The sequence below is a fragment of the Microcystis viridis FACHB-1342 genome, from assembly GCF_014698335.1.
GTDB classification, from domain to species: domain Bacteria; phylum Cyanobacteriota; class Cyanobacteriia; order Cyanobacteriales; family Microcystaceae; genus Microcystis; species Microcystis ichthyoblabe_A.
On the sequence record NZ_JACJSV010000020.1, the window covers coordinates 1 to 25,001 of the forward strand.

At 42.9% G+C, this 25,001-nt stretch carries 21 protein-coding genes and 1 pseudogene; 5 read left to right on the plus strand and 17 right to left on the minus strand.

Annotated elements, in window-relative coordinates:
* Positions 1-94 precede the first annotated feature (94 nt).
* A pseudogene (locus H6G40_RS08715) lies at positions 95-667 on the minus strand (HMA2 domain-containing protein); the annotation flags it as partial.
* Positions 668-1,138: 471 nt separating this feature from the next.
* On the minus strand, positions 1,139-3,361 hold the full coding sequence (locus H6G40_RS08720) for a molybdopterin oxidoreductase family protein (RefSeq protein ID WP_190537534.1): 2,223 nt from the start codon (positions 3,359-3,361) through the stop codon (positions 1,139-1,141).
* A gap of 242 nt (positions 3,362-3,603) precedes the next feature.
* On the opposite strand from H6G40_RS08720, the gene H6G40_RS08725 reads away from it, so the two are divergent.
* Positions 3,604-5,568 (plus strand): DNA polymerase III subunit gamma/tau, encoded by a 1,965-nt coding sequence (locus H6G40_RS08725; RefSeq protein WP_002739555.1) that lies wholly within the window; start codon positions 3,604-3,606, stop codon positions 5,566-5,568.
* A gap of 87 nt (positions 5,569-5,655) precedes the next feature.
* Positions 5,656-5,979, plus strand: a complete 324-nt coding sequence (grxD, locus tag H6G40_RS08730) for a Grx4 family monothiol glutaredoxin (RefSeq protein ID WP_002796167.1) — start codon at positions 5,656-5,658, stop codon at positions 5,977-5,979.
* Positions 5,980-6,789: 810 nt separating this feature from the next.
* On the opposite strand, the gene H6G40_RS08735 is transcribed toward grxD, so the two are convergent.
* Together H6G40_RS08735 and H6G40_RS08740 are read right to left on the minus strand one after the other, a co-directional pair.
* Positions 6,790-7,728 (minus strand): hypothetical protein, encoded by a 939-nt coding sequence (locus tag H6G40_RS08735; protein WP_069475369.1) that lies wholly within the window; start codon positions 7,726-7,728, stop codon positions 6,790-6,792.
* Positions 7,729-8,178: 450 nt separating this feature from the next.
* Entirely contained in the window at positions 8,179-9,918 is a 1,740-nt protein-coding gene (locus H6G40_RS08740) for a mechanosensitive ion channel family protein (protein ID WP_069475410.1), read from the minus strand.
* A 177-nt stretch (positions 9,919-10,095) separates the two neighbouring features.
* Here H6G40_RS08740 and lipA point away from each other — a divergent pair, with 177 nt between their 5' ends.
* Both lipA and H6G40_RS08750 read left to right on the plus strand, forming a co-directional pair.
* Complete coding sequence (lipA, locus tag H6G40_RS08745) at positions 10,096-10,980, plus strand: lipoyl synthase (RefSeq protein ID WP_002775720.1); 885 nt, start codon at positions 10,096-10,098, stop codon at positions 10,978-10,980.
* A 386-nt stretch (positions 10,981-11,366) separates the two neighbouring features.
* Positions 11,367-12,494, plus strand: a complete 1,128-nt coding sequence (locus tag H6G40_RS08750) for a class I SAM-dependent methyltransferase (RefSeq protein ID WP_190537536.1) — start codon at positions 11,367-11,369, stop codon at positions 12,492-12,494.
* 47 nt (positions 12,495-12,541) lie between these two features.
* Here the strand turns inward: H6G40_RS08750 and bchB are convergent, their stop codons facing one another.
* Together bchB and H6G40_RS08760 are read right to left on the minus strand one after the other, a co-directional pair.
* The gene (gene bchB, locus H6G40_RS08755) at positions 12,542-14,068 is read right to left on the minus strand and encodes a ferredoxin:protochlorophyllide reductase (ATP-dependent) subunit B (protein ID WP_002746000.1); all 1,527 of its coding nucleotides are present in this window, start codon (positions 14,066-14,068) and stop codon (positions 12,542-12,544) included.
* Positions 14,069-14,223: 155 nt separating this feature from the next.
* The gene (locus tag H6G40_RS08760; RefSeq protein ID WP_002740297.1) at positions 14,224-14,820 is read right to left on the minus strand and encodes a ParA family protein; all 597 of its coding nucleotides are present in this window, start codon (positions 14,818-14,820) and stop codon (positions 14,224-14,226) included.
* Positions 14,821-15,054: 234 nt separating this feature from the next.
* Here H6G40_RS08760 and H6G40_RS08765 point away from each other — a divergent pair, with 234 nt between their 5' ends.
* The gene (locus H6G40_RS08765; RefSeq protein ID WP_002740209.1) at positions 15,055-15,411 is read left to right on the plus strand and encodes a 4a-hydroxytetrahydrobiopterin dehydratase; all 357 of its coding nucleotides are present in this window, start codon (positions 15,055-15,057) and stop codon (positions 15,409-15,411) included.
* A 14-nt stretch (positions 15,412-15,425) separates the two neighbouring features.
* On the opposite strand, the gene H6G40_RS08770 is transcribed toward H6G40_RS08765, so the two are convergent.
* From H6G40_RS08770 to H6G40_RS08820, 11 genes are all read right to left on the minus strand, one after another.
* The gene (locus H6G40_RS08770) at positions 15,426-16,013 is read right to left on the minus strand and encodes a hypothetical protein (protein ID WP_002739517.1); all 588 of its coding nucleotides are present in this window, start codon (positions 16,011-16,013) and stop codon (positions 15,426-15,428) included.
* Positions 16,014-16,238: 225 nt separating this feature from the next.
* Positions 16,239-16,712: a tRNA (cytidine(34)-2'-O)-methyltransferase gene (locus H6G40_RS08775; RefSeq protein WP_069475372.1), complete on the minus strand. Its 474-nt coding sequence runs from the start codon at positions 16,710-16,712 to the stop codon at positions 16,239-16,241.
* A gap of 163 nt (positions 16,713-16,875) precedes the next feature.
* Positions 16,876-17,211, minus strand: a complete 336-nt coding sequence (locus tag H6G40_RS08780) for a hypothetical protein (RefSeq protein ID WP_002776760.1) — start codon at positions 17,209-17,211, stop codon at positions 16,876-16,878.
* A 329-nt stretch (positions 17,212-17,540) separates the two neighbouring features.
* Complete coding sequence (locus H6G40_RS08785) at positions 17,541-18,242, minus strand: hypothetical protein (RefSeq protein ID WP_103111574.1); 702 nt, start codon at positions 18,240-18,242, stop codon at positions 17,541-17,543.
* A gap of 182 nt (positions 18,243-18,424) precedes the next feature.
* A complete protein-coding gene (locus H6G40_RS08790) occupies positions 18,425-19,468 on the minus strand; it encodes a DNA cytosine methyltransferase (protein WP_130757846.1) in 1,044 nt (347 codons plus the stop codon).
* Between the two features lie 155 nt (positions 19,469-19,623).
* On the minus strand, positions 19,624-21,285 hold the full coding sequence (locus tag H6G40_RS08795; RefSeq protein ID WP_069475374.1) for an NAD(P)H-quinone oxidoreductase subunit 4: 1,662 nt from the start codon (positions 21,283-21,285) through the stop codon (positions 19,624-19,626).
* A 124-nt stretch (positions 21,286-21,409) separates the two neighbouring features.
* Positions 21,410-22,111 carry an ABC transporter ATP-binding protein gene (locus H6G40_RS08800; protein WP_069475375.1) on the minus strand — a complete coding sequence of 234 codons (702 nt, stop codon included), beginning with the start codon at positions 22,109-22,111 and terminating at the stop codon, positions 21,410-21,412.
* Between the two features lie 389 nt (positions 22,112-22,500).
* Complete coding sequence (locus H6G40_RS08805; protein ID WP_042791113.1) at positions 22,501-23,238, minus strand: septal ring lytic transglycosylase RlpA family protein; 738 nt, start codon at positions 23,236-23,238, stop codon at positions 22,501-22,503.
* Positions 23,239-23,725: 487 nt separating this feature from the next.
* The gene (locus H6G40_RS08810) at positions 23,726-24,121 is read right to left on the minus strand and encodes a hypothetical protein (RefSeq protein ID WP_238560615.1); all 396 of its coding nucleotides are present in this window, start codon (positions 24,119-24,121) and stop codon (positions 23,726-23,728) included.
* A gap of 171 nt (positions 24,122-24,292) precedes the next feature.
* Positions 24,293-24,625: a DUF5615 family PIN-like protein gene (locus H6G40_RS08815; protein WP_069475376.1), complete on the minus strand. Its 333-nt coding sequence runs from the start codon at positions 24,623-24,625 to the stop codon at positions 24,293-24,295.
* Positions 24,622-24,846, minus strand: coding sequence for a DUF433 domain-containing protein (locus tag H6G40_RS08820; protein ID WP_002804005.1), 225 nt, complete (start codon positions 24,844-24,846; stop codon positions 24,622-24,624). Before H6G40_RS08820 ends, H6G40_RS08815 begins: the two co-directional genes overlap by 4 nt.
* Positions 24,847-25,001: the final 155 nt, after the last annotated feature.

Sequence of the window (25,001 nt, forward strand, 5' to 3'; positions counted from 1 at the left end):
TTGTAATGGGAGACTCTTTGTTTTCCTAGACAAAAATAATTACTTTTTCAAAAAAACACTTTTCTATTTTTTTGTTGGGTATTTTATTCTCTGGAAGTCCCTTACCTTGCAGCAGTTGGTAGCTCAACCAGAGGGCATCGAGGCAGTCTATTGTCACTTGTCCCTGCTGGGTGAGCGCTTGGCTAACCCTCTGCCAGAGAGGAATTGAAGCCGCAAGGACAATTCCTCCCACAATCGAGAAGGGCAGTTCTAGGGGAGCAGCAGCGATCGCCACAGCCAGGGTTAAGGCCGGCATCCCTAAAGTTGGCCAAGTCCCCTGATTTCTAGCCCCGACTTTCTCGTTTAGGTCTGGCTCTCTTTCCCGGCCGGCCGCTAGGATGGCCGCTTGCAAGTAATCTAGGATGGCCGTTGCTGACAGCATTTCCGCCCGGTAGGAGACAATCAGGGAGCAGGCTGCGGCATTGATGCGGCTCTCGCTGATAGCAGTGGTTCTCAGCAGCGATCGCTGCAAGCGTCTGGCAAATTCGTCATCCCAATTGTGGCGGGGAATGCGAATTCGCAGCCGTCCCGGAATTTGATGGGCGACTTGCCAATCTACCCACTCAGGGGGTGCTGGGGAATTTGCTGCCGCTTGAACTGGCGCGGGAGTCAGAGTTGTTGTCGTCATGGTGAGGTGATTCAAGAGGGGCTACCGACTGGCAGCGGGACGAACAAGACATTCAACAGCAGGCTGACAGCAGTGACGCAGATGATACCAGTTTTCGACTTCCATCTAAAAATCGAAAGAAAAGTATTAACCGATTACACCATAAAAAAGTTATGAAAGAAGTGCATTCAGCTAATCTAAGGATAGGCGGTTAAAATGCGTCTTGGCTTAATAGCAATAGACATCTTGTAAAAATCAAAAATTGTTGTTGGGGTTAGGAGTCAGTAGCCAGTAGTCAGTAGTCAGGAGAATTAAGAATGAATAATAATCAGTTAAATGGTCTATTTACAGACTTGATGCCATTTAATTCTTATTTTTGACGTTTTTGAACCCTGAAAAATTAATTATGCAAGAGGTTTTTAAACACAAACTACCTATCAGATTGTGGAGAATTGGTATTACAAAAGTAACCAAAGGGAAAGCCAAATTTGATTAGGGAGTTGCTAGAAATTGACTGGGAGATAATTCGGCATTAACTAAAGACTTTAACGGGATTAATTTGACAGCACAAGCTTTTAATTCTGGTTGCAGGGAAATCGGACAAGCGGCCGGATGGGTGAGACTATTGGCCTCAGAATTTTCTGCCCATAGGGCCCCCCAGTGCATCGGCACAAAGACACAATTAGGAGCAATTGCTTTGGTAATTAAAGCGGGAAAACGGGCAGAACCGCGACGAGAACGCACCTCCAACCATTCCCCAGCTTCTATGCCCAATTTTGCCGCATCTTGGGGATGAATTTCCAGAAAAGGTGCGGGGTGCATTTTGACAATTTTCTCGATGCGGCCGGTGCGGGTTTGGGTGTGCCAGTGACCGTACAAACGCCCCACGGTCAACACTAGGGGATAATCATCGTCGGGGGGTTCCGCTAGACCTTTACTGTGGTAGGCGGCGAAAACAGCACGACCATCGGCAGTATTAAATTTACCATCGGTATAAAGGCGTTTTGCGGCGGTTTTTTGGCTTTTATCGTGATCTTTAACTAAATTACCCGGTAATTCCCCAGAATTACCGGTTTTAGGGGCGGAAATTTCATCGATGGAATCGGGCCACGGTCGGGGAGTCTCGGCCAGGCGCTCATAATTAATCCCTGTCATATCACAAGGACGTTTATATGTCAAGCGGGCAAACTCGGAATATACCTCGGCCGAATCCTGAAAATTAAATTGTGCCTGAAACCCCAAACGGCGACCAACTTCGGCAAAAATTTGCCAGTCGGCCCTAGCTTGACCAACGGGAGGACGAAAAGCCTTATTTAACGTCACCATGCGCTCAGAATTGGTCATTGTTCCCGTTTTTTCGCCCCATTGGGCTGCTGGCAGTAATAAATGGGCATAGGCGCTGGTTTCCGTGGGATAGTAGGCATCCTGATGGATAGTAAAAGGTGATTTTAACAGGGCCGCCTTGGTGCGTTTTAGATCAGGCATACTAACAGCCGGATTAGTGGCGGCAATCCAGAGAAGTTTGACCTCTCCCGTCTCCAAACCAGTAATCATACTCCAAGCGTCGCGACCGGGGACCGGAGAAATCCGACCGGCAGGTAAACCCCAAGCTTGTTCCACTTCGGCCCGGTGTTGGGGATTTTTGACGGAACGATAACCGGGGAGAAGATGGCAGAGGCCGCCAGCTTCCCGTCCTCCCATGGCGTTGGGTTGTCCCGTTAGGGAAAAAGGACCGGCCCCGGGCTTACCGATATTAGCCGTCATTAGGTGTAAATTGATTAAAGTGCGGGCTTTGGCCGTGCCTTCGCTGGATTGATTGATACCCATCGACCAGAGAGAAAGCACTCTTTTTGATTCGGCCCAGTAGCGGGCAGCCTTTTCTAAATCCTCGATGGGGATACCGCATTTAGGGGCGACGATTTCCGGGGGATAATGGCCGATAATTTCGGCGTATTTGGGGAAATCCCGGGTACATTTATCGATAAAATAGGTATCGATCGCACCCCAATTCAGTAACAGGTGAGCAATACCGTTAAATAGGTCAATATCAGTCCCCGGGTTAATGGCGAGGTGGAGATTAGCGGCCTCGGCGGTTTTTGTCCTGCGGGGATCAACGACGATTAATTTCGCTTCTTGGTTACGTTTGAGATACTTGTGCAGACGGTTAAAGATGATGGGGTGACATTCGGCCGTATTTGTCCCCACCAGAAAGGCACAATCGGTCAATTCTAGGTCATCGTAACAGCAGGGGGGACCGTCGGACCCGAAACTGTCCCGATAAGCGGCCACGGCCGAAGACATACAAAGACGGGAATTAGCATCAAAGTTATTGACTCCCAGACAGCCCTTGACCAGTTTTTGGGCGATGTAGTAATCTTCGGTGTGAAATTGTCCCGAACCGTATAGACAGATACTTTCCTTTTCCCCCTGAGCGATTAGAGTTTGGATACGGTTAACGATGCGATCGAGGGCTTCTTCCCAGGTACAAGGACGGAATTGCTCTTGGAGAGAATCGCGAATCATCGGGGTTTTGAGGCGATTTTTATCGATTGATTCCGCTACGGTGGCCCCTTTAACACAGACCATACCTTGACTGGAGGGGTGGGACTTGTCCCCGAAGACTTTCCATGCTTGTCCGGCCGACGCGGGGGGGGTGACTGTCAAACCACAACCTACTCCACAGTAAGGACATTGGGTTTTTGTAGATTCAGTCATAAGCAGTTGGTCTGATTGGTGGCGCTGTCTTTAGGCATACTAAGATAGTCGTCAGGTTTTCTCGGCAAAATTGTAGTTATTAATACAATTTATTAGAAGCCTTGGCCAAATTGCCATTTTTATGATGCAAATCGCGCATTACAACTGGCTAGATAAAAAGCATACACTTGTTCTCGTATTGAAAAAGAATCGGCATAGGATAATAGTAGTCTCTAGGGTGCGGAAAAAGTTTTCAGCCAGTCATGACCTACGAACCTCTACATCATAAGTATCGTCCCCAAACCTTTGCCGATTTGGTGGGACAATCAGCGATCGCCACGACCCTGAGTAATGCCTTAATCAGTGAGCGAATCGCTCCTGCATACCTATTTACTGGACCCAGAGGCACGGGGAAAACCTCCTCGGCGCGAATTTTAGCCAAATCCCTTAACTGTCTGTCTAGTGACCATCCGACACCGATTCCCTGCGGTAAGTGTTCCGTCTGTCAAGCGATCGCCAATGGTTCGGCCCTAGACGTGATCGAAATTGATGCCGCTAGTAATACCGGTGTGGATAACATTCGGGAAATTATCGAGCGATCGCAATTTGCCCCCGTCCAATGTCGTTATAAAGTCTATGTCATCGATGAATGCCATATGCTCAGTACGGCGGCCTTTAATGCTTTGCTGAAAACTCTGGAAGAACCGCCAGATCGAGTGATTTTCGTGCTTGCTACCACCGATCCTCAGCGTGTCTTGCCTACCATCATCTCCCGTTGTCAACGCTTTGATTATCGCCGTATTGCTCTCGATGCGATGGTGGCACACCTGCAAAAAATCGCCCAAATAGAAGCGATCGATATTAACCTAGAAGCATTAACCCTTGTGGCTCAGATCGCTAACGGTGGTTTACGCGATGCGGAAAGTCTTCTTGATCAATTAAGTTTACTCGCAGGAACGATTACGGCCGAGCGAGTCTGGGATTTAGTCGGTGCAGTCCCCGAAAGAGACCTTTTAACCCTACTTAAAGTCATTCATAGCAATATTCCCGATCAAGTTATCGAACAATGTCGCCATCTGATGAATCGCGGGAAGGAACCTTTAATCGTCTTGCAAAATCTAGCGGGATTCTATTTAAACCTACTTTTAGCCAAAACCGCCCCTAATCGTCCAGAAATGGTGGCTGTCACTGCTCCCACTTGGCAGGATTTGTGTAAGGAAGCGCGTACTTGGTCTTTAGAGGAAATTCTCCGCGGTCAACAACTGCTTAAAGACAGCGAAACACAACTAAAAAACACCACTCAACCCCGTCTCTGGTTAGAAGTCACTCTCTTGGGACTGTTACCGCAAGCACAGGTGATTCCGCTAGTTGCCACGGTAGCGCCTTCCCGTCCCCAAACCAGCGCCGAGAGGCCGCCGGAAGTGATCACAGCGCCGGCGCCGGTTAATGAACCGATAAAACCGCCAGTTATCACCCCGACAACTAGCGTCGCAGTGCCGAAAACTGAGGTTAAAACTGTTACCAGTGATGACAATCATGAACAAATTTGGCAGCAGGTTTTAGAAGTAATGGAACCCCCCACTACTCGCACTCTCCTACGTCAGCATGGCAGTCTTTTTAATATGGAAGAATCGAGTGCTTATTTAAGCATATCTTCGGAACAATTATTAAAAATGGCCCGGCTACGATTGACTAATATTGAGTCAGCTTTCGAGGCAGTTTTTCAGCGCCGGATTAAAGTTCATTTACAGGTAGGTTCCGCCACTGCTGCCATGGCTGCGGAAGTTTCCCCATCCCCAGCGGCCAGGATACTACCACCACCAGAAACCGCAGCAACTCCACCAATAACTCCCGAAAATAAAGTTATGACCGCGGTGGATATTCCTCCAGTCAAAGAAGCAATTATCGAGAAAAAAGAAGCAAAGATCACTGCATCGGGACCCCCAAAAACTCCTAGCACAGAACTGCCCCAAAAAATCTTAAGTTTTGATTCATCTTTAGAGACATTAGATCAAGATGTCGATGTTAGCGAAATTTTGGCAGCCGCTCAAAAGTTAGCGAAATCTTTTGATGGTGAACTGGTCAATATGGGTTATTCACTGCCAGAAAATTCGGCCGCAGAAACTAAAGTTAATAAGTCTCTGGAAAATATGACTATCGTGCGCGGGAGACCTGATGTTAACGAAATTTTAGATAGTTTGGAGGAGGACGAAGACCTTCCTTTTTAAGGCTATCCCAACGGCTTGTGCTAAACTGATAGGATATGCCACGTCTCAGGATTGGCTATTCTTGCTCAAATTCTAGCTACTAGACCTATGACACCCGAAACTAAGGCCAGAATCGATCAATTAATCCAGAATAACAAAGTTCTTGTGTTCATGAAGGGCAATAAATTAATGCCTCAGTGTGGTTTCTCGAATAACGTCATACAAATTCTCAATATTCTGGGGGTTTCCTACGAAACTGTCGATATTCTCCAAGATCAGGAGTTAAGACAAGGAGTTAAGGAGTATTCCAATTGGCCGACTATTCCCCAAGTCTATATCAACGGTGAGTTTATTGGCGGTTCCGACATTATGATCGAACTCTATCAAAATGGGGAACTACAACAAATAGTCGAGGTAGCCTTAGCTTCCTAAAAATTTTCTAGGTTAGGTTAGCTATCCTAACCTAGTTTAAATCTACCAAACAGTAATCAGTGATCAGTAATCAGTGAAAAGACGGCAATTTTCTACTTAAGACTGTTGGGTACATCTCAGTTTTGTAGAAATATCTATATGACATTTTTGTCCGACGCAGTTCGATAAACTCACTGACCACGATCTTGGTGTCAACTTAAGCAAGAGGCTTAATTATAAAGAGTACCTGATAATCCAAAAGGAAGATAGTAAAAAACGGTAAAATAACGAGAAGAAATCAGAGGTGAGTCGGTGAAAACGCGCTCTAAGCAACGACCTAGAAAAAAGGGGAATCCCGAATTACGCTGTCAATTTCAGTCGCCAGCCTTGCACATTCGGATATTCTCGACTCTGTGTGATAATCAGTGCTTATCATTCGTAGGAGTCTTGCTAGGCAAGGCTTTGAAGACTATATTTCCGAAAAATTACCCCTATTCTTCTTCTTTCCACACAGAAACAAGAAGAGCCGTTTTTTTACGGTTACTTCCAAGTACCTTCGTACACGACCAAATGAGGGCGGCAGTCAGTAGACCTCTTGCAAAAGTCTTAAGTCGATCCTTGTACAGCAACATTTTTGAAGATTATCAGCTAAGTACCTAAGCAAAATTAATTACACATTTCGATAAAGCTTTTGCCTATTGCCTATTGCCTCTTGCCTATCTTCACTAGGAAATTTATTTTGCACGACTACTTACTAATAAATAATTAACTGAAAGTCCCTCCCATTATTGTTTCTATCGTTTGTTTTCGGATTTATGCAAGAGGTCTAGTTTATGGAGTTGATGGAGTTGATGGAGTTGATGGAGTTGGAGGGAAATAAACCCAAATTTCAATCCTCCCATTAGGAGCATTCCAGTCCACTAATTCTAGTAGATCCGATTCTAGTAGGTCTTTAGGTAAATTTATGTTTTTATTATTATTCACATAACTTTGAGTGAGTTCCCCTAGATTTTTAGCTCGTTCTCTATCCCCAGCATGAAAATATTTGATCCTACTGATTGGCTGATCATTCTTTAAAGAATATGTATTTTGAACATCTTCTTTTTTAATCGGGTTTAAACTAATTGTGTAATTTTTGCCCTGTAGATATTGCTTAAATTTATTCACTTCTTTCTCGTTCTCGTTATAGTAAATATCAACAACAAAATCAAAATTTTTAGTTATTTGTTCAACAATTTTCTCTCTAGGATCCTTGCTATTTTTGTAGCCTTCTTGAAGTTTTCTAAGCTCTTTAATAATCCCATTAGCTTGATTCGGATCCCTTTCGCCAATAATCATAAGAGCCGTAAAAGTATCTTGAAACTCTGGTGTTTGTCCTATAAATTCTTGATCTGTATTCGAGGGTTTAGACATTAACTCTTTAAATCTTGATCTATAAATTTGCGTTGCTATCTCAGCAATCATCTGCTTAGAGCTTTCATCATTGTCAGCTATCGTCCGATTCAAAGCAATTAAAGCGATATCTTTTTTTAATTGAGGGCTTTGTAAATCTCCAATCAATTTTTGAATTAATTCTGCCGTTTGAATGTTGGTTTTAAATCCTTCTAATTGATTCTCAATATTTTCGGTTTTCTGTTGCAGCTGAGAAGTCTGATATCCTATAAACCCATTGAGAATGGCAATAATCATTAAAACAAATGTCGATAAAGATGAGACACCTATACTTATTTTATCCAAGCTATCTTTAGGCTCATTATTCTTGTCAGACATAGTTAACTCCTTCCTTGTGTACTCACTTAAATATTCACACCACACCCCGCATCACCTGCACCAATTCCCCCACTACCTAATCCTGCTTACTCCTTGCCTCAACCAGTTGGTCATTCAACCCTGACTGCCTGACACATCTCAGTGAAGTCTAGGTCAATCGGGGGTGGCAAGTCAAAGAGCAAATGCGAGAAAACTAAATCCGTTCCTAGAAATATTCTCGGGCTAGGTTAGAGACAAAACAAGGCTGAGGAGCTTTGGGAAACAGAGGAATAGGGGCAAAAAGTTCTCGTCCTTTAGATAGAATACCCCAGACCTAACACAACTCGATTCTAACCCACTTTCCCAGAAACATTGAATCTCCTAACAAAACTTTACATTTAAGGACATAACAACCCCAAAACGCCATTTTTCAATAGGTTATCACCATAAGTGGGAGAGAGTCGCTCCCCTTTAAAACTGTCCCTTGAATTGTTCTCTATCTTTTGCTATGAGGAAACTTTGTTGGGGGATACCGATGTGAATTCCCTTCTCCTCAAAAGCAATCTTGAGACGACGACGATACTCTCTTTCTATGTCCCATTGTCGTAATCTTTTGACGACAATTCTGAGCATAATTTCCATTCCCGTGTGAGAAACCCGACTGACACCAGCAACCTGCACAGGATTGATGATATCTTCTTGCCATTGTGGATCTACAGCCATATTTTCAGCGATGGCTGCCATTAAAGCGATCGCCACATCTGGCTCGGTCTGATAGGCGACTTCGATGGTAAAATCGACCCGCGCCCAATCTTTACTGAGGTTGTGTGCGGTGATAATTTGGTTATGGGCAATAGTGATTAAACGTCCGTCGGCGGCCCGCAATTGAGTCGCTCGCAAACTCATATTTTCCACCAAACCAATAAACTCCTGAAACTGGACCATATCACCGACGGTGTATTGATCTTCAAAGACAATCAGAAAACCGTTAATCCAATCTTTTAAAAGATCCTGAAAGGCAAAGGTGAGCAATGCTCCCACTAAACCGGCTCCCGTGAGTAAAAAGGCGAAAGAAAGACCCATCCAAGCTAAAAAAATCAAAATTCCTAGAAAAATAGCGATAAATGTGATAATTTCTCGCCAAACTTCTAATAAAGTGGGAGCGCGCAGAATCCTCCTTTCCAAATTTTCGGAAAACACCGCTCCTTCCTCTACCCACTCGCGTAGCCGAAAATTAACGTAGAGATTAACCATATTGCTCACTGATGTCATCAGCAACCAGATGATAAAAATCTGTAAAGGAATACGGATTATTCCGCGTCCTTCTAGCCTAGTTTCGGGAAATACATACAAAATCGCCGCTATTCCGGCAAACCAAAGCAGTATCAGTCCAATAAGAGCCAGTCTTTTCCAGAGAATATTTAGCGTTAGTTGTCGCTGAATATCAGCCTGTTGACGGAAATTAGAGGAATCTCCTAGAGCGGCTAAAATCGGCTCTTGGGAGCGATCTTTTCTGGGGGGGGAATTTATGGGTAAATTTTGATCGGATTGCCTTTTAGCTTGTTTTTTGAGGAGATTAAAGCGATTTCTTAGGTGTCTCTGCCACCAAATTGATACCCAGCTTAAGAAAGTTAGCCCCAAAATAATTATAGTGGCAGTCATTACCTGTTGCCGACGAGGGGCGGGCTGACGTTCTTGCCAAGCTTGGATCAAAGCTGTTTGGATGATTTTAACCCATCTGTCCGCTAAATCGCCAACCGAAGAAGAATCGATCAGGGCATCAACTTCTGTCACTGTCAGAATTACCTGTTGCGGTAACTTCTGGTTATCCTTGGCCACAATCACGGTTAAATTATTGAGAGTCGCCGTACTTACTTGCAGGGTTGTCGGATCGAAACCCCGATTGATAATATTATTTAAGCCCCTCTCAATGCGCCTAGCCCGTCTTTCTACCGGGGAGAGTTCCCGGGCCTCAGAAGTGGTAAAATCTTGGGAGGCAATCTGAAATAAGGCAAATCCATCTAGATGCACGGAAGCATATTCTATATCCCCGGCTACAAAAATCCTTGTCCCCGTGGGAGATACAAATGGAACTAGAAAATTTTGGCCTAGGGATGGCAGGGAATTAAGAACAAATATACTAATTAACAGGCAGCTCGCCAATCCTTGAAGGACTAGATTGAAAAATTTTCCCCGTTGCCGTCGTCCCATTGCCCAAGTTTCCTTTTTGATTAACAATGATCTTGACTCGCTTTCTCAGCTTATGACAGTTATCTTAAGGGTGAGATCAAAAGTTTTCGTTTTGGGGAGTCGGTCGTGCCTCTCCCTTCTCCCTTCTCCCCAGTGATAACTGATAACTGCAATCCCCAACACCTTACTTAACTTCTCATGTCCAATATACCCCCACAGTGGCGCGAGGAAATTACGTCTTTACCCGCTTGGTTACGGCGTTCGCTCGGCAAATCTAGCGAAATTTCCACGGTTCAGCGCATTATCAAACAAAGGAACATTCATACTATCTGCGAGGAGGGTCGCTGTCCCAATCGCGGCGAATGTTATGCCCAAGGTACGGCGACTTTTTTGTTGATGGGTCCCACCTGTACCCGGTCCTGTGCTTTTTGTCAAGTGGATAAGGGTCATGCACCCATGCCTCTCGATGTGGAGGAACCGCAAAAAGTGGCGGAAGCGGTGCAATTGTTAAATTTAAGTTACGTTGTCTTGACTTCTGTAGCCAGAGATGATATGGAAGACGGCGGAGCCAGTTGGTTCGTGCGGACGATGACAGCCATTCGCGAACTCAATCCCCACACTTTAATTGAGGTGTTAACCCCGGATTTTGCTGGAGGTAAGGGAAGTCAACAGGAACGGGTGGCGACGGTGGTAGGGGCAAAACCTGCCTGTTACAATCACAATATCGAGACGGTGCGCCGTTTGCAAGGACCGGTTAGACGCGGGGCTAAATACGATCGCTCTTTGGCGGTTTTGCGTTATGTTAAGGAAATCGATCGCTCAATTCCGACGAAATCCGGCTTAATGGTCGGTCACGGTGAGACAAAAGAGGAAATTATCGAGACTTTGGCAGATTTACGCGCGATCGACTGCGATCGAGTTACTATTGGTCAATATATGCGTCCTTCTCTGGAACATTTGCTCGTACAGAAATATTGGACTCCCTCAGAATTTAGCGAGTTGGGAGAAATTGCCCAAAAAATGGGGTTTTCTCAGGTTAGATCTGGCCCCCTAGTCCGCAGTTCCTATCATGCGGGAGAGTAAATCAGTGATCAGTTATCAGTTATCAGTTATCAGATGTAAGTAGCTGGTTATAATTAAATTAAAAATGGATTTTAGGTTCGATCCCCCCTGCCCCCCTTGATAAGGGGGGTGCCGATCCCCCCTTAGTCCCCCCTTTAATCCCCCCTTAATAAGGGGGGCATCTGACAACTTTTAACGCCTACCTACTTAAGTTTTAAGTTAATTAGTTAGTTATACTAAATCTGGTTATTAAAGACTGATTATTTATTCCCTTTATGTAGCCTATATTCAACGGATTTAGTATTAGTTATCTTTATCTTTATACCTGTTTACTGATTACTGTTTACTGGACGGCTACGCCGTGCCTTTGGCAACACTGAAAAATCTTACCCACTTCCCCGATCAAGATGAATTTAGAGACAATCATCCTAGAGGAAATTAAACAATCAGCAGCGGGTCGAATTAGGTTCGAGCGCTGGATGGATTTAGCTCTCTATCACCCTGATTATGGCTATTACACCTCTGGAAAAGTAGAAATTGGCTCAAAAGGAGATTTTTTTACTTCCTCGTCCCTAGGGGCAGATTTTGGCCAATTGTTGGCAGAGCAATTTGTCGAGATGGCGGAATTTTTGGGCAATTCGCCTGGATTTACTTTAGTGGAAGTGGGAGCAGGTTCGGGAATTTTAGCGAAGGATATCCTTGATTATTTGAGTGATAGCTATGCTGATTTTTATCAAAATCTCAGTTATATAATTATCGAACAATCTCAGAAACTCAGGGAAAGACAAAGGGCAACTTTAGCGGGATATTCCCCGGTATCTTGGCAAAGTTGGCCGAATTTAGCTGATAATTCCCTTGTGGGTTGTGTGTTTAGTAATGAGTTAATCGATGCTTTTCCTGTCCATCGAGTTGTGATCGAGTCGGGAGAATTACGAGAAATTTATCTGGGATTGGGGGAACCTTTTCAGGAGATTATCGCCGATTTATCCACCGACAGAATCAAAGACTATTTTGATTTAGTGGGGATAAATATTCCCTCCCCACTTTATCCGGAGGGTTATCAAACCGAGGTAAATTTATTAGCTTTAGACTGGTTAGAAACGGTTAATCGGAAACTCGATCGAGGTTATATCTTAACCATAGATTACGGTTACACTGCCGAAAAATATTATCATCCCCAAAGAAGTCAAGGAACCCTACAATGTTATCGACAACACCAGCGTCATGATCATCCTTATTTGTGGGTGGGAGAACAAGATATTACCACTCATGTGGATTTTACTGCTTTACAACGTCAAGGGGAGAAATTAGGCTTAAAAAATCTCGGTTTTACTCAGCAAGGATTATTTTTAATGGCTTTGGGATTAGGGGATAGATTAAATCAACTTTCTCAAGGAAAGAGCGATATATTAACTATATTTCAGCGTCGAGATGCCCTACATCAATTAATCAATCCCACCGGTTTAGGAGGATTTGGAGTGTTAATTCAGGGGAAAGGAGTAGAAGAAAGAATACTTAAGGGATTAAGTAGATAACTAAAAAATAGGGCTGAATGCTGTTAACTTTCAGCCCCAAGAAATGATTAAGCTCCTACGGATTCTTTAGCGGCATACATTACCTCTAAAGTTATTTCACCAATACCTCGCTCCCGGGCAAATTTTTCGGTATTTCGTTTGACTTTCCCCCGCACAAAACCGGGTATTTTCTGCAATTCTACCGTAGCTTCCTTATTCCAATTTAGGTCAGAATCTGCCGAAATACCTTTAGTAATTACCTCTTTGGTATCATGACCACCGAATATCTCTAATAGGTGATCTTCCATACCCAAAGTAAAGGAATTATAGACCAAATCGGCGATCTGATTAGTGCCTTCGTAACCTAAGAAAGGTTTATAACCGAGGGGGAAATTTTGGATATGAATAGGTGCGGCAATTACTCCACAGGGAATATCTAAACGTTTGCCCACATGACGTTCCATTTGAGTACCAAATATCGCCGCTGGTTCTAATCGAGCAATAGCATCCCCTATCGCCCCATTATCATCACTAATTAACACTTCGTCGCAATATTCACTCACTTGTTCCCGGAACCAATCCGCATCATACTTGCAATAAGTACCCGCTAAAACCACATGAATTCCCATCTCCCTGGCGAGAATTTTTGTCATAGCGGCTGCGTGGGTATTATCACCAAAAACCACCGCTTTTTTCCCGGTTAAATTCTGACAGTCGATGGAACGAGAAAACCAAGCAGCTTGGGAGATATGCAGAGTTTGTTCATTGATAAAATCTTCGTAATCTACTGCCGCACCTTGAGCATTAATTACCTCTTGAATTTGGCGAATACAGCGTGCTGTTTCCACCACTCCCATGGGGGTAATATCAACGTAAGGCATAGCAAATTCATTTTCGAGATATTTGGCTGTCATTAATCCCACTTCTCGATAGGGAACCAGATTAAACCAAGCGCGGGGCAGATTTTTTAAGTTGTCCACCGAGGCAGCTTCGGGGATAATTTCGTTAACTTCAATGTCCAAATCTGCCATTAACCGCTTTAATTCCGTGCGATCATGTTGGTTATGAAAACCGAGGGTGGTAATACCAATAATATTAACCGAAGGTTTAGGAGTTTTCTGGGAGATAATTTCCCCTTTTCTCTGGGCCTTATCGAGATAATACTTGATAATTTGATAGAGGGTTTTATCGGCCGCTTGTAGTTCATTATAGCGATAGTGGTTGACATCGGCCAGCAGCACATCTCCTTGGGCATCCTGTCGCGCTCTTTCGACAAAGTTTTGTAAATCCTCTTGGAGAATACTGGAGGTACAGGTGGGGGTTAAAACGATTAAATCGGGACTTTCTTCGCGATCTTTGCGAACAATATTATCGACGACTTTTTCTTGGGAACCCCGGGCTAAAACATTACGATCGACAATACTAGCAGTGACGGGGGTAAAATTACGCTCCCTTTCCAACATCGAGCGCATGACGTTAAAATAATCGTCTCCCAGAGGAGCGTGCATGATAGCATGAACATTTTTAAAGGAACTGGCGATCCTTAACGTGCCAATATGAGCGGGACCCGCATACATCCAATAGGCCAATTTCATAGAGGGTTCTCCTACAGTCAGACTTTTTTGATTGTCTCAGACTTTACCGATTTAGGGGTGAACACTTAACGGAAGATTACAAAAAGTCCCCATGCAGATTAAGTATCTTTTCGGGGAAAAATGACACAAATGTTAATATTAACTTTTTTAACAATTTATGTCATTAGGGCAAAAATTTCTTTACCGACCGCTTGGTAACAAAGCCAACCGAAATTGGACCGGGGGTCGGGATAATCTTTGACGATGACTCCCTTTTCGGCCGCTCGTTCAAAAGCGACTAAACGGGGAATTTCTCGCTTAAATAGCGGTAATTTTGCTTCTTCTAGAGCTTTCCGCGCTTCCCGTCCTGTTTTTGTCCGTGAATCCACTTGTGTTAACAGAACTCGATAATTATCGGTCATCGTGGACAGCAATTCTGCCGCTTTAATGGTGACATCGATATCGAGATGATTGGGAGTGGTGGGTAGGATTAATAAATCGCTGCCCTGAGCTAAATCTTTTAACTCGTCTGGCTCCGGCCGGGCTTGGGTATCGACGATAATATGAGTGTATTGTTTTACCAGTCCCGTCGCTCCAGCTTGGGACGCTACCATAAAAGGAAGGGTATCTTCCCGGGACCAATGGAGAGCCGAACGATTTTTATCCGCATCAATCAATAAGGTGGGCGCTTTTTCTTGAAAATAGGCGGCCAAATGAATCGATGTGGTGGTTTTCCCGACCCCTCCCTTCAGTGCTACGACGGAAATAATCATGAACGGCTTGATCGAATAAGTGAGTATTTTCTAGTGTAATCCCAGACGGACTGAAAACCGTTTAAGTTTCCCCCCAGAAAGGCTATCAGTCAGGATTCTAGATTTTTGAGCCTGGCTCTCTCGATATTTTGGTGTAATGTGTTTCTTAATGTTGGATTTTTATGTTAGATTTTGGGCTTATGCTCTCCCGATCGATCACTTTTTCTGCTCACCACAACTACGGGAGCGTCTTCAATGTTGAAGCAATTCTTAGCAATAGCGATCGCTTTCATGATTGGGTTAACTGGGGAATTAGTCCTCTCTTTACCCGCTACTCGTTTATCCGATCGAGAAATCTCCCAACAATTACAGACTATCCCCGGCTGGCAGTTACGAGATCAACGGATTGAAAAAACTTTTAAATTTAACAATTTTATCGAAGCCATCGCTTTTGTTAATCGCTTAGTTACTCCGGCTGAATTACTAGGCCATCATCCTGATATTACTATCAATTATAATCGCGTTACTCTTTCCCTCACTACCCATGACGTGGGAGGTTTGAGTAACTTAGATTTTGATTTAGCTCAACAAATCGATCGTCTGATTCCCTAGTTTTAAATCAGCCTTTAACGCACACATCCATTATCTTGGCGAATATCCCAACTACCGTCAACATGGAATAAAAATAAACAGCGTTTGTCGGGTGTGCCGGAAGCAACTAAAGTAATTCTGCCTAACTGTCCCCAAGAACCTCCTAAACCCCCCCTTGTATCGGCCCAACTAGCGCGATAAATTGTACCTTGATTACCCACAGGTCCACTAACTCGGCGTAGGCTAGAATTATTAGTATCGATGCTAACACCGCGAGTGATGGGAGTCCAATCGGTGACATTCTCACATTCGTTTCCTTGCACTTTTGCCACTTTAATCTGTTCGGTTTCATTTTCTGCCATGCACAAAGATAGGGGATCAGAACCTTCTCCCGTGGCTTGATAACGGGTATGTTTCCAATGTTGTGATATTTCAAAGGTGGCGATATTTAAGCGAATCCAAGCCATTAAACGATGATAAGCAGAAAGGGCAATGGTTAAGAGAATTCCTAATAAAATTAGGGTAACTAACATCTCGACTTGAGTTAAGCCAGAGGTGGATTTTTGCCGATTAAAAAGCTGTAGATTGCCAAAATGTTTTCGAGAAAGGTCGAAGATATTCATGAGCCTCATCTTGCCTTTTTATTTTCAATAAATTATGTAATTAACAAGGAGCAACAATTAATTTGCTCTAGGATAATCCACATAATTTCTTGCTGTTATTACGGACAAAATTGACTGCGATCTCTATTTTTCCTGATATGGTCAAAAATGAGCTAAATAAAAACAATTTTCTGATTTTTTGCTCAATTAAGTTTATTTGCTCTGTTTATATAGCCAAATATCCCGCTAACGAATAAATCCCAATTGTCGTCTGGCCTCAAATAATCCGATCGCCACACTAACGGAAAGATTTAAACTTCTCACCCCCGGTTCTGCCATGGGAATATAAACCGTGTCATCGCACTTATTTAATAAATCTGCTGGAATACCGTCGGTTTCACTGCCAAAAAGTAGCCAATCTCCGCTTTGATAGCTGTATTCCACATAACTGCTGCTGCCGCGCACGGTAAACCCGATCGCCCTTCCGCCGCTCTTTTGTTGATATGCACAGAAATCATCTATTGTCAAGTGGTACATAAGTTTTACATAGGGCCAATAATCTAAGCCGGCCCGCTTCAGATAGCGATCGCTAATTTCAAAACCCAAGGGACCGACTAAATGCAATTCTGTCTTGGTTGCAGCGCAAGTACGGGCAATATTCCCCGTATTTGGCGGAATTTGCGGATTGATTAAAACCACTCGTAAAATCGCTTCAGTCATTAGTTATCAGTTATCGGTTATCAGTTCACTGTTCACGGCAAAAAACCCCCCACCTCTCAATTCATAATTCATAATTTAAATTTATAATTCCCACTTCCCATCTCCCTTGGGTGAGGACTAACTATACTGGATTTTGCCCCACCCTAGTCAAACTTATTTTAATTTAATTGGTATAACTATCCATACTCAACGGGACTAAATCGCCATGGATGGTCAAACCTAACAACATTGTTGCATTAGCGGGGATTAAATTGCCTGTAAGAGCGCAAATCTCATTTTTTCTAGCTGTAGCGTTAAATACTGCCCTTATATCGCCAGCACAAAACTGCGGTCGATAATCTCCTGATTTCTGCTGAACGAAATTCCATAAGACATCGCGAATGAGTGCTTGATAACCTTGATTGCCGGAAATCTCTTTCAGCTTGTCTTTGAGGACTCTTTCCAGACGAATGCTGGTGACTTCCATCTCGGTAGTGGTGGTGCGTGTGATTGTCCGCATAATTTTTTCTCCCGAATACTAAAACCTATTGATGTTACAAGTGTAGTATAAGAAAGATACCTTTAACAAGCACAACCGGCGAAACCATCACCTCTACTGCTCTTTTATTGTCACCTCTAAGGAAAAACCGCGTCTAGTCAGAATCCTATTTTGCTGTTAGAAAAAACATTGCTTATAGTCTATCTATTAAGAAAATTTTAGGTAGAGTGCGTTAGGTAATCTCTCATTTGTAGGAAAAAAATCAAGCTCTCGTTAAGGAACGGATATTTAATGAGTAAAAATTATTAGACAAAGGACAAGAGAGGCATTTATTATCCCGATTTACTCTATTATTGGTCAAGTAAACCATCTTTAATTTCCCTTCTGATCTCATCTAAGTATTGGGAAGATTGCTGATAATTAGTATGATCTTTATCGTTTATTTCTACCCCTTCTGCTAATTGAAAATTTGATGTAGTTTTTAAATCGATAATTTTAGGGATAGGCAGTTTGATAGGAATAGCTTTTGGATAGCTAAAATAGGTAGCAAAATCTAAGTAGCCTAGTTTTTCATCAATTACTATCCATTGTTGATCGATTAACTGCATTTTTGGTTCTTTGACATCAAAAGCATATAGAAAAGCTGCGGCATAAAAACCAGCATGGTAAAAGAAGTTATCTGTACTATGAGAACTACTGAAAGAGGAACTCAGTGTAAAATCTCTTTGTCCAGTGCAAATACGATCAGAAAAAACGTCATCAATTGACTTTTTTAACACTTGCTCAAACTGATAGGTTTCTTGCTGATTAAGTGCGGGGGCGATTTCATAGTTATAAAAACAAGTCAAAGAAAATTTATTATTTTCGCCACAAAACTCCAGTCCAGATTTTTGTAGAGTGAAAGTGATATTTTTATCGTCTTCTAAATGTCTTCTAGAATCTGATATTTGTTGGTAAAAGAATCGATAACTAAATTCACCATCTTTACCCTGATAATTAATTTTTCGGAGACGAATAGCATTGATTAATTTAATCCAGTCAGACTTCAGCATAAACAGCAATCGCATTGATTAAATAATTAACCATTATTATAGCAGTTATCTTAACGGTGAGATAGGAAGTTTTGGTTTTGGGGAGCCTGTCGTCGGTCGTCCATAGCAAATTAGGTTATACTTCATCTTGATAAGAAACGCTGTCCTATACCCAAACCCCTAGAAAAAATTGTTATTGTTCCTCAGATTGACAATAGTTCTAATTGTTTTCCCTGTAGGTCTCTAACCCTGATATTTTCTTGAGAATTTCTGGATAAATCTAAAGCTTTAATCACCTCTTTTGCCACTGCTTTTACCACGGGAATAGCCACAGAATTGCCGAACTGTTTATAAGCTTGGACATCGCTAACAACAATCTGAAAACTATCGGGAAATCCCTGTAATCTTGCCCATTCTCTGGGGGTCATTCTGCGGACGAATAATTTATTTACCTCTCCCTTAATGCGAGTAACCGGAGTAAAATTAGTCAGTCTTTGATCGATAACTAAATTTCTTTCTTTTCCCATACCTCCCACCACAATAGCATTAGCGATACCATCGGGAGAAATAATCTCATAACCGAACCCATTACCTTTATTTTGGTGTCTGGCCCTGTGTTTAAACAAGGTTTCTAAATACTGATTAGAGAGATAATATTTAACGCTGACTTCCTTTTCTTCTAGAATATCTTTGAGACAAGTTTCTTGATGGGTTGGTTGGGGATAGGAAAAATGGTAAATATTTAAATCTTCTCGAAAACCGACGATAAAAATTCGGGGACGGTTTTGAGGAACCCCAAAATATCTGGCATTTAAAATCTGGGGACTAGGGACAAAATAATGCAAATCCTTTTCTAATATATCTAAAATAGTTTTTAAAGTTTTACCTCGATCATGATGGACTAAACCCTGGACATTTTCTAAGATAAAAGCTTTCGGTTTCTTTTCGTGTAGGATCCGGGCAACTTCAAAAAATAAGGTTCCGCGTGCATCTTCAAAACCGTGTTTTCTGCCGGCGATACTAAAGGCTTGACAGGGAAAACCGCCGCAGAGTATATCATGATCGGGGACAGTTTTTACCTCTAATTTTCTGATGTCTTGATTATCGGGTAAATGACCATAGTTAGCCAAGTAAACCTTTTGGGAGTGAGGATCGATTTCCGAGGAAAAAACGCATTGACAACCGAGATTCTCTAGGGCGATTCTAAATCCTCCTATACCGGCAAATAAATCAATAAAAGTCCACATATTTTCTCTATTCTAAGCTTTTGTTTTGATCCCAGAGACGATATTAAACCGGCTACCTTAGATTTTAGTATAAATGCTCGCATCTTTTTCCTCGCCAAAAAAATCAGGAGCAGAATTTCTACTCCTGATAACCTATTCACTTTAGACTTGCCAATTTATTGGAATATACTGGCAACTTTGGCGCTTACGTCCGGTTGAGTTTCAGCGTAGATATTTTGACGAGTAGCGGCGATTTCTGTGTAAGCTTGACGCACTTCCGAGTTAACTGCCACCGTTTTCACATCGTAGATACGGGTAGCGAGTTGGGGATAAAAACCGATAGCGACAATCAAAGCGAGGAAAGAGACAGCGATAAAGATTTCTCTGGGTTTAGCGTCAATATATTCTGATTCGTCAGGAAGGACACAGCTAGTACCAAAACAAACTGCCTGTTCGTTACTTTTGTTGAGGGTAATGTTAGTAATATCGCAGGAAGAACCATCTCCGTAGAAAACTTGACGAAGCATGGAGAGTAGATAAATCGGGGTGAGGATTAAACCAACGGAAGCGAGGAAAACAGTCACAACCCGGAAGGTTTGGCTATAAACGTCACTGCTAGTGACACCGATGAATACAGTAATTTCACTGGCAAAACCGCTCATTCCGGGTAACGCTAGGGAAGCCATGGCGCCAGCAGTAAAGAGAGCGAAGACTTTCGGCATCGCTTGAGCAATCCCACCCATCTCGTTTAAAGCTAAGGTATGGGTGCGGTCATAGGTGACACCAGCAAGGAAGAATAAGACGGCGGCAATTAAACCATGGGAGAGCATTTGTAACATAGCGCCGCTAATACCCACATCGGTGAAGGAAGCAATCCCTAAAAGGACGAATCCCATGTGTGAAACCGAGGAATAAGCGAGACGGCGTTTCATGTTTTGTTGACCGAAGGAAGCGAAAGCACCGTAGATAATATTGACGACACCGAGAATCGCTAGAATCGGGGCAAAGTAGATGTGTGCATCGGGTAGAAGCCCCATATTAAGACGGATTAAACCATAACCACCCATTTTGAGGAGAACACCAGCGAGAATCATCGATACAGGTGCAGAAGCTTCACCGTGAGCATCGGGGAGCCAAGTATGGAGGGGGAAGATGGCGAGTTTGACCCCGAAAGCGATTAATAAACCAGCGTAAAGGACTAATTCTAAAGCGAGGGGATAATCTTTAAATCCTAATTCCGCCATGTCAAAGGTCATCGTACCACCACCGTAAAGAGCCATGGCTAGACCGGCAACGAGGATGAAGATAGAAGCGGCGGCGGTGTAGAGTAAGAATTTAGTGGCGGCATAACGACGTTTTTGACCACCCCAGATGGAAACGAGTAGATAAACGGGAATTAACTCGATTTCCCACATTAAAAAGAATAATAATAAGTCTTGGGCGACGAAAACACCAATCTGAGCGGCGTAGAGCAACAGCATCAGGAAGTAGAATAAACGGGGTTTACGGTCCACTTGCCACGCGGCCAAGATAGAAAGGGTTGTCACCAATCCTGCTAATAAAACTAACGGTGCCGAGATACCATCCACCGACACCGCCCAACTTAAACCAATTTGGGGAACCCAATCGATTTTTTCTACTAATTGTAGGTTGGGGTTGCTTAAATCATATTTTTGTAAAAAGACGTAACACATTAATATAAAGTCTGCTAGTCCGACTCCAAGCGCGAACCAACGAACGGTTTTTCCTTCCTTGTCGGGGATTACAGGGATTAGGAAGGAGGCAAGCAGGGGGAGCAAAATGATGGCGGTGAGCCAGGGGAAGTTAGCCGTTAGCATGGCAGTAAGAAAAAATACCTATTTCGTTATGTGTTCATTTTATGCGACTTTGTAAAATTTTGTGAATATTTTTTGGCCTACCTTTACCATAGAATTTTATCTATAGTTGCCGTATCATCATCGATTAACCTAAATAAGCTTGTTTGACCCGCTCATCCCTGAGTAAATCCCCAGCTTTTCCCGCCATAGTCAAGCGTCCCGCTTCCAAAACATAGCCGCGATTGGCAGTTTCTAGGGCTAAATTGGCGTTTTGTTCCACTAACAGGATAGTTACTCCCGATTCATTTAATTTACGGATAATACTGAAGATTTCTCGCACTATCTGCGGCGCTAGTCCTAAACTGGGTTCGTCTAGTAACAATAACTTGGGACGACTCATTAAAGCTCTGGCGATCGCCAGCATCTGTTGTTCCCCACCGCTTAGGGTTCCCGCTAACTGCTCTCGGCGCTCCGATAGTCGGGGAAAAAGTTGCCACTGCTCTTCGATATCGCTTTTTACTCCTAGGCGATCGCTCCTCGTATAGGCACCTAACTGCAAATTTGTCAAGACTGTTTGACGAGCTAAGATTCTTCTACCTTCCGGACTATGGGCAATTCCCCGTTTAACGATTTCATGGGGCGGTAAATGGGTAATATCTTGACCCTGATAAATTATTCGCCCGGTCTTTGCCGTTAAAAGCCGAGATATCGTCTTTAGAGTCGTCGTTTTTCCTGCTCCGTTCGCTCCAATGAGGGTGACAATTTCCCCCGTTTCTACCCTTAAGCTGACCTGCTGTAATGCCTTTATTCCGCCATAATTAACCGATAAATCGTTAATTTCTAACATAAACCCCGTCAAATCCCAGTAGGATCACTATAGCAGTGATCAGTTACCAGTTATCAGTGATCAGTTACCAGTGATCAGTGATCAGTTATCAGTGATCACTGATCAGTTACCAGTTACCAGTTACCACTGATCAGATGTGAGTTTTTGGTCAGTCCCGATGAAAAAATTTTCACCCCCACAGATGAAAGAGGTTTCCTTCCCTACACCCCACACCCTACACCCTACACCCTACACCCTCTTTCAAGTCAGGGATAAGGAGGAATCCCGATCATTTGTACTGAATTTTCCAAGACGCATTATTGAGTGAGGGGTATTGAGTAGCATTAACAGTGCTGTCTTTTCACTGCTTACTGTTTACTGATAACTGTTTACTGATAACTGATAACTGATTATCTGCCTAAAACTTCCAAGACCACTGGGGCAACTCCCGACTGGAAGACACCGATAATCGCTGCAGCACCTCTGGAGAGGTCGATGACGCGACCACCAGTAAACGGACCGCGATCGTTAATTCTGACCACCACCGAGCGCCCATTACGCAGATTAGTTACCCTAACCCTAGTGCCGAAAGGTAGATAGCGATGAGCGGCAGTTAAACCACCAGAGTTAAAAGTCTCACCACTAGCGGTGCGACGACCGTGGAAACCAGGACCATACCAAGAGGCCATTCCCCGTTTACGGGGGCGACTGCTGGTTTTTGTCCCCTGGGTTGTTTTTGGCTTCTCTGCTGGTGTCACTGAGGCAGGATTGCTGGCCGGGGCCGGTTTGACTTGATTGGGTTGTGATTGGGGTTGTATGGTCGAAGGAATGGCCTCTTGGGTTCGGGGTGTAACGCTTGCCGGGACGGTATTTTCTTTGTCCACTAGGGACTCCAAAGTTTTTAGAATTTCGTTAGCATTATCTTGAACCGAACGTGATACTTTAATATCTGAATCGAATGTTCGACTATTAGAAAAAGCGGACAGAACGGTTTGAGTAGTTGACTCGATAACAGTTTGACGACCTACGCTAATATTCGTCAAGCTGTTGCTGTGTCCTGCTGTCTGGGAACAAATTATCGAGGCTGTAGTCCCCACTACCGTAAGGGCGGTTACAGCTTGTAGTTTGTTGATCAGTTGTTTATTCATAGACCTTCTTATTGTGCGTTAGCAAGTTCCCAATGCAAAGCTGAAGGAATTTGCTAACATTCCTTTTTGCTTGCAAAGCTAACTTGGTTGCGTTCTGTTCAACCCTATCACGGAAAATTGGTTGGTCATTACGAGAATTTATATCGTTATCGGGCAAGAGAATCAAAAATTTAAATAAAGGGTTGACTTGCGCTAAGAACCAAGTTAGGATAATAGGTTTTGAATTTTTTGTCTCCTAGAGGGGGTCAAGGTTAGGAAAACTTAGGGAATTAGTGAAATTTCGAAAGGTAATAACGCTAGTATTGACAAGGCTTTCAAGGATTATCAGCCCCCCCCGATTTCCCTCTATAGCTGCAGATAATGGTTAATAAAACTGTTTTCTTCGCTACAAAAAACCAGATTTTTAATATCAATGTTAAATCGGACTAAGAATCAAAGATTAAAAATTATAATAGGGGCTTGACAAGGAACTAAAAATAAGGTGTTATTAGCCAAACTTAACAACGTAATCAGAAATGCTGATACAGGCTAATAATAAATCCTGTTTAAAAGGGATAGGGAAGTGGGGAAGTGGGGAAGTGGGGAGTATTTTGCTGTGAACAGTGAACTGAAAACCCGCATCTGAATACTGAATACTCACTCCTAACCCCACTTTTTCGGCAAACCCTATATATATAGATGGCCGAGGTCTGAACGGGTGTGGGGTGTAGGGAAAGAAACCTCTTTCATCTGTGGTGGTGAAAATTTTTTCATCGGGACTGACTGGAAAGAGGGTGTAGGGTGTAGGGTGTAGGGTGTAGGGAAAGAAACCTCTTTCATCTGTGGTGGTGAAAATTTTTTCATCGGGACTGACTCCTAACCCCACGAAAAGCTTTTTCGGCAAACCCTATCTAATGTGTGTTGGGTTTCCTTGGGTCAATCCAGTGAGAAAATTAATCGTAGTAACGCACCAATTTAATGACAAAGTTGGTGCGTGGGGTGCAGATTATTGATTTTGGTTTTTTAACAGAATTAGTAACCGCAAACACGCACCCTACAAGATCAGCGATCGCACTTAACTTAATATCAACAGACTTTCTGTTTCACTATCAAAAAATTCAACAATAATTAAAAAATAAACTCTTAAAATTTCGATAATCTTTGCAGTGGGACTATTGCCAATACGAAGATAGATAAATTTGGGTGGATGACCATATAATAGACTGCGCTGATGAAAATCGGCATCTTTAGAGACAATTACAAAATCGTTGAATTTGGCAAATTCCCAGATAAGTGCATCATCAGTATTGATCAGTCCTAAAGTCTTGACGCGCTGAGAATCAGAATATAAATCAATTATTTTATCAATAATCCGATCTGACAAATTTTCATCTAATAACAGTTTCATAAAGAGGTGATAAATAATTTTTTCTCTCGATCAGCAGCAAAAGCCAAACAAGCTTTGATATCCTCGGAAGTTAATTCTGAAAAATCCTCAAGAATTTCTGCTTCTGTCATTCCTCCTGCTAAATATTCTAGAATATCGTACACAGTTATACGCATTCCTCGAATGCAGGGTTTTCCGCTTCGTTTTCCAGGTTCAATGGTAATAATGTTTTGGTAACTCATAATGCTTTAACTATTTTTACCTTCCCAATTATATCTTATTCGATGACAGAGATCGCACTCCACCCCACCGACAAGAACGATCACCCTTCAACTTCTTACCACTCTTAGGGTGTGAAGTGCGAAAGCATAATGCACCAATTTAATAATAAATTTGC

Excerpts from the sequence above, each read along its gene's own strand:
- H6G40_RS08780 (WP_002776760.1), bottom strand. The coding sequence starts at position 17,211 with ATGCGGACAATCACACGCACCACCACTACCGAGATGGAAGTCACCAGC.
- H6G40_RS08775 (WP_069475372.1), bottom strand. The coding sequence starts at position 16,712 with ATGACTGAAGCGATTTTACGAGTGGTTTTAATCAATCCGCAAATTCCG.
- H6G40_RS08785 (WP_103111574.1), bottom strand. The coding sequence starts at position 18,242 with ATGCTGAAGTCTGACTGGATTAAATTAATCAATGCTATTCGTCTCCGA.
- H6G40_RS08750 (WP_190537536.1), top strand. The coding sequence starts at position 11,367 with ATGAATTTAGAGACAATCATCCTAGAGGAAATTAAACAATCAGCAGCG.
- H6G40_RS08820 (WP_002804005.1), bottom strand. The coding sequence starts at position 24,846 with ATGAGTTACCAAAACATTATTACCATTGAACCTGGAAAACGAAGCGGA.
- H6G40_RS08790 (WP_130757846.1), bottom strand. The coding sequence starts at position 19,468 with ATGTGGACTTTTATTGATTTATTTGCCGGTATAGGAGGATTTAGAATC.
- H6G40_RS08770 (WP_002739517.1), bottom strand. The coding sequence starts at position 16,013 with ATGAATATCTTCGACCTTTCTCGAAAACATTTTGGCAATCTACAGCTT.
- H6G40_RS08795 (WP_069475374.1), bottom strand. The coding sequence starts at position 21,285 with ATGCTAACGGCTAACTTCCCCTGGCTCACCGCCATCATTTTGCTCCCC.
- H6G40_RS08815 (WP_069475376.1), bottom strand. The coding sequence starts at position 24,625 with ATGAAACTGTTATTAGATGAAAATTTGTCAGATCGGATTATTGATAAA.
- H6G40_RS08720 (WP_190537534.1), bottom strand. The coding sequence starts at position 3,361 with ATGACTGAATCTACAAAAACCCAATGTCCTTACTGTGGAGTAGGTTGT.
- H6G40_RS08765 (WP_002740209.1), top strand. The coding sequence starts at position 15,055 with ATGTTGAAGCAATTCTTAGCAATAGCGATCGCTTTCATGATTGGGTTA.
- bchB (WP_002746000.1), bottom strand. The coding sequence starts at position 14,068 with ATGAAATTGGCCTATTGGATGTATGCGGGTCCCGCTCATATTGGCACG.
- grxD (WP_002796167.1), top strand. The coding sequence starts at position 5,656 with ATGACACCCGAAACTAAGGCCAGAATCGATCAATTAATCCAGAATAAC.
- H6G40_RS08725 (WP_002739555.1), top strand. The coding sequence starts at position 3,604 with ATGACCTACGAACCTCTACATCATAAGTATCGTCCCCAAACCTTTGCC.
- lipA (WP_002775720.1), top strand. The coding sequence starts at position 10,096 with ATGTCCAATATACCCCCACAGTGGCGCGAGGAAATTACGTCTTTACCC.
- H6G40_RS08735 (WP_069475369.1), bottom strand. The coding sequence starts at position 7,728 with ATGTCTGACAAGAATAATGAGCCTAAAGATAGCTTGGATAAAATAAGT.
- H6G40_RS08740 (WP_069475410.1), bottom strand. The coding sequence starts at position 9,918 with ATGGGACGACGGCAACGGGGAAAATTTTTCAATCTAGTCCTTCAAGGA.
- H6G40_RS08800 (WP_069475375.1), bottom strand. The coding sequence starts at position 22,111 with ATGTTAGAAATTAACGATTTATCGGTTAATTATGGCGGAATAAAGGCA.
- H6G40_RS08760 (WP_002740297.1), bottom strand. The coding sequence starts at position 14,820 with ATGATTATTTCCGTCGTAGCACTGAAGGGAGGGGTCGGGAAAACCACC.
- H6G40_RS08805 (WP_042791113.1), bottom strand. The coding sequence starts at position 23,238 with ATGAATAAACAACTGATCAACAAACTACAAGCTGTAACCGCCCTTACG.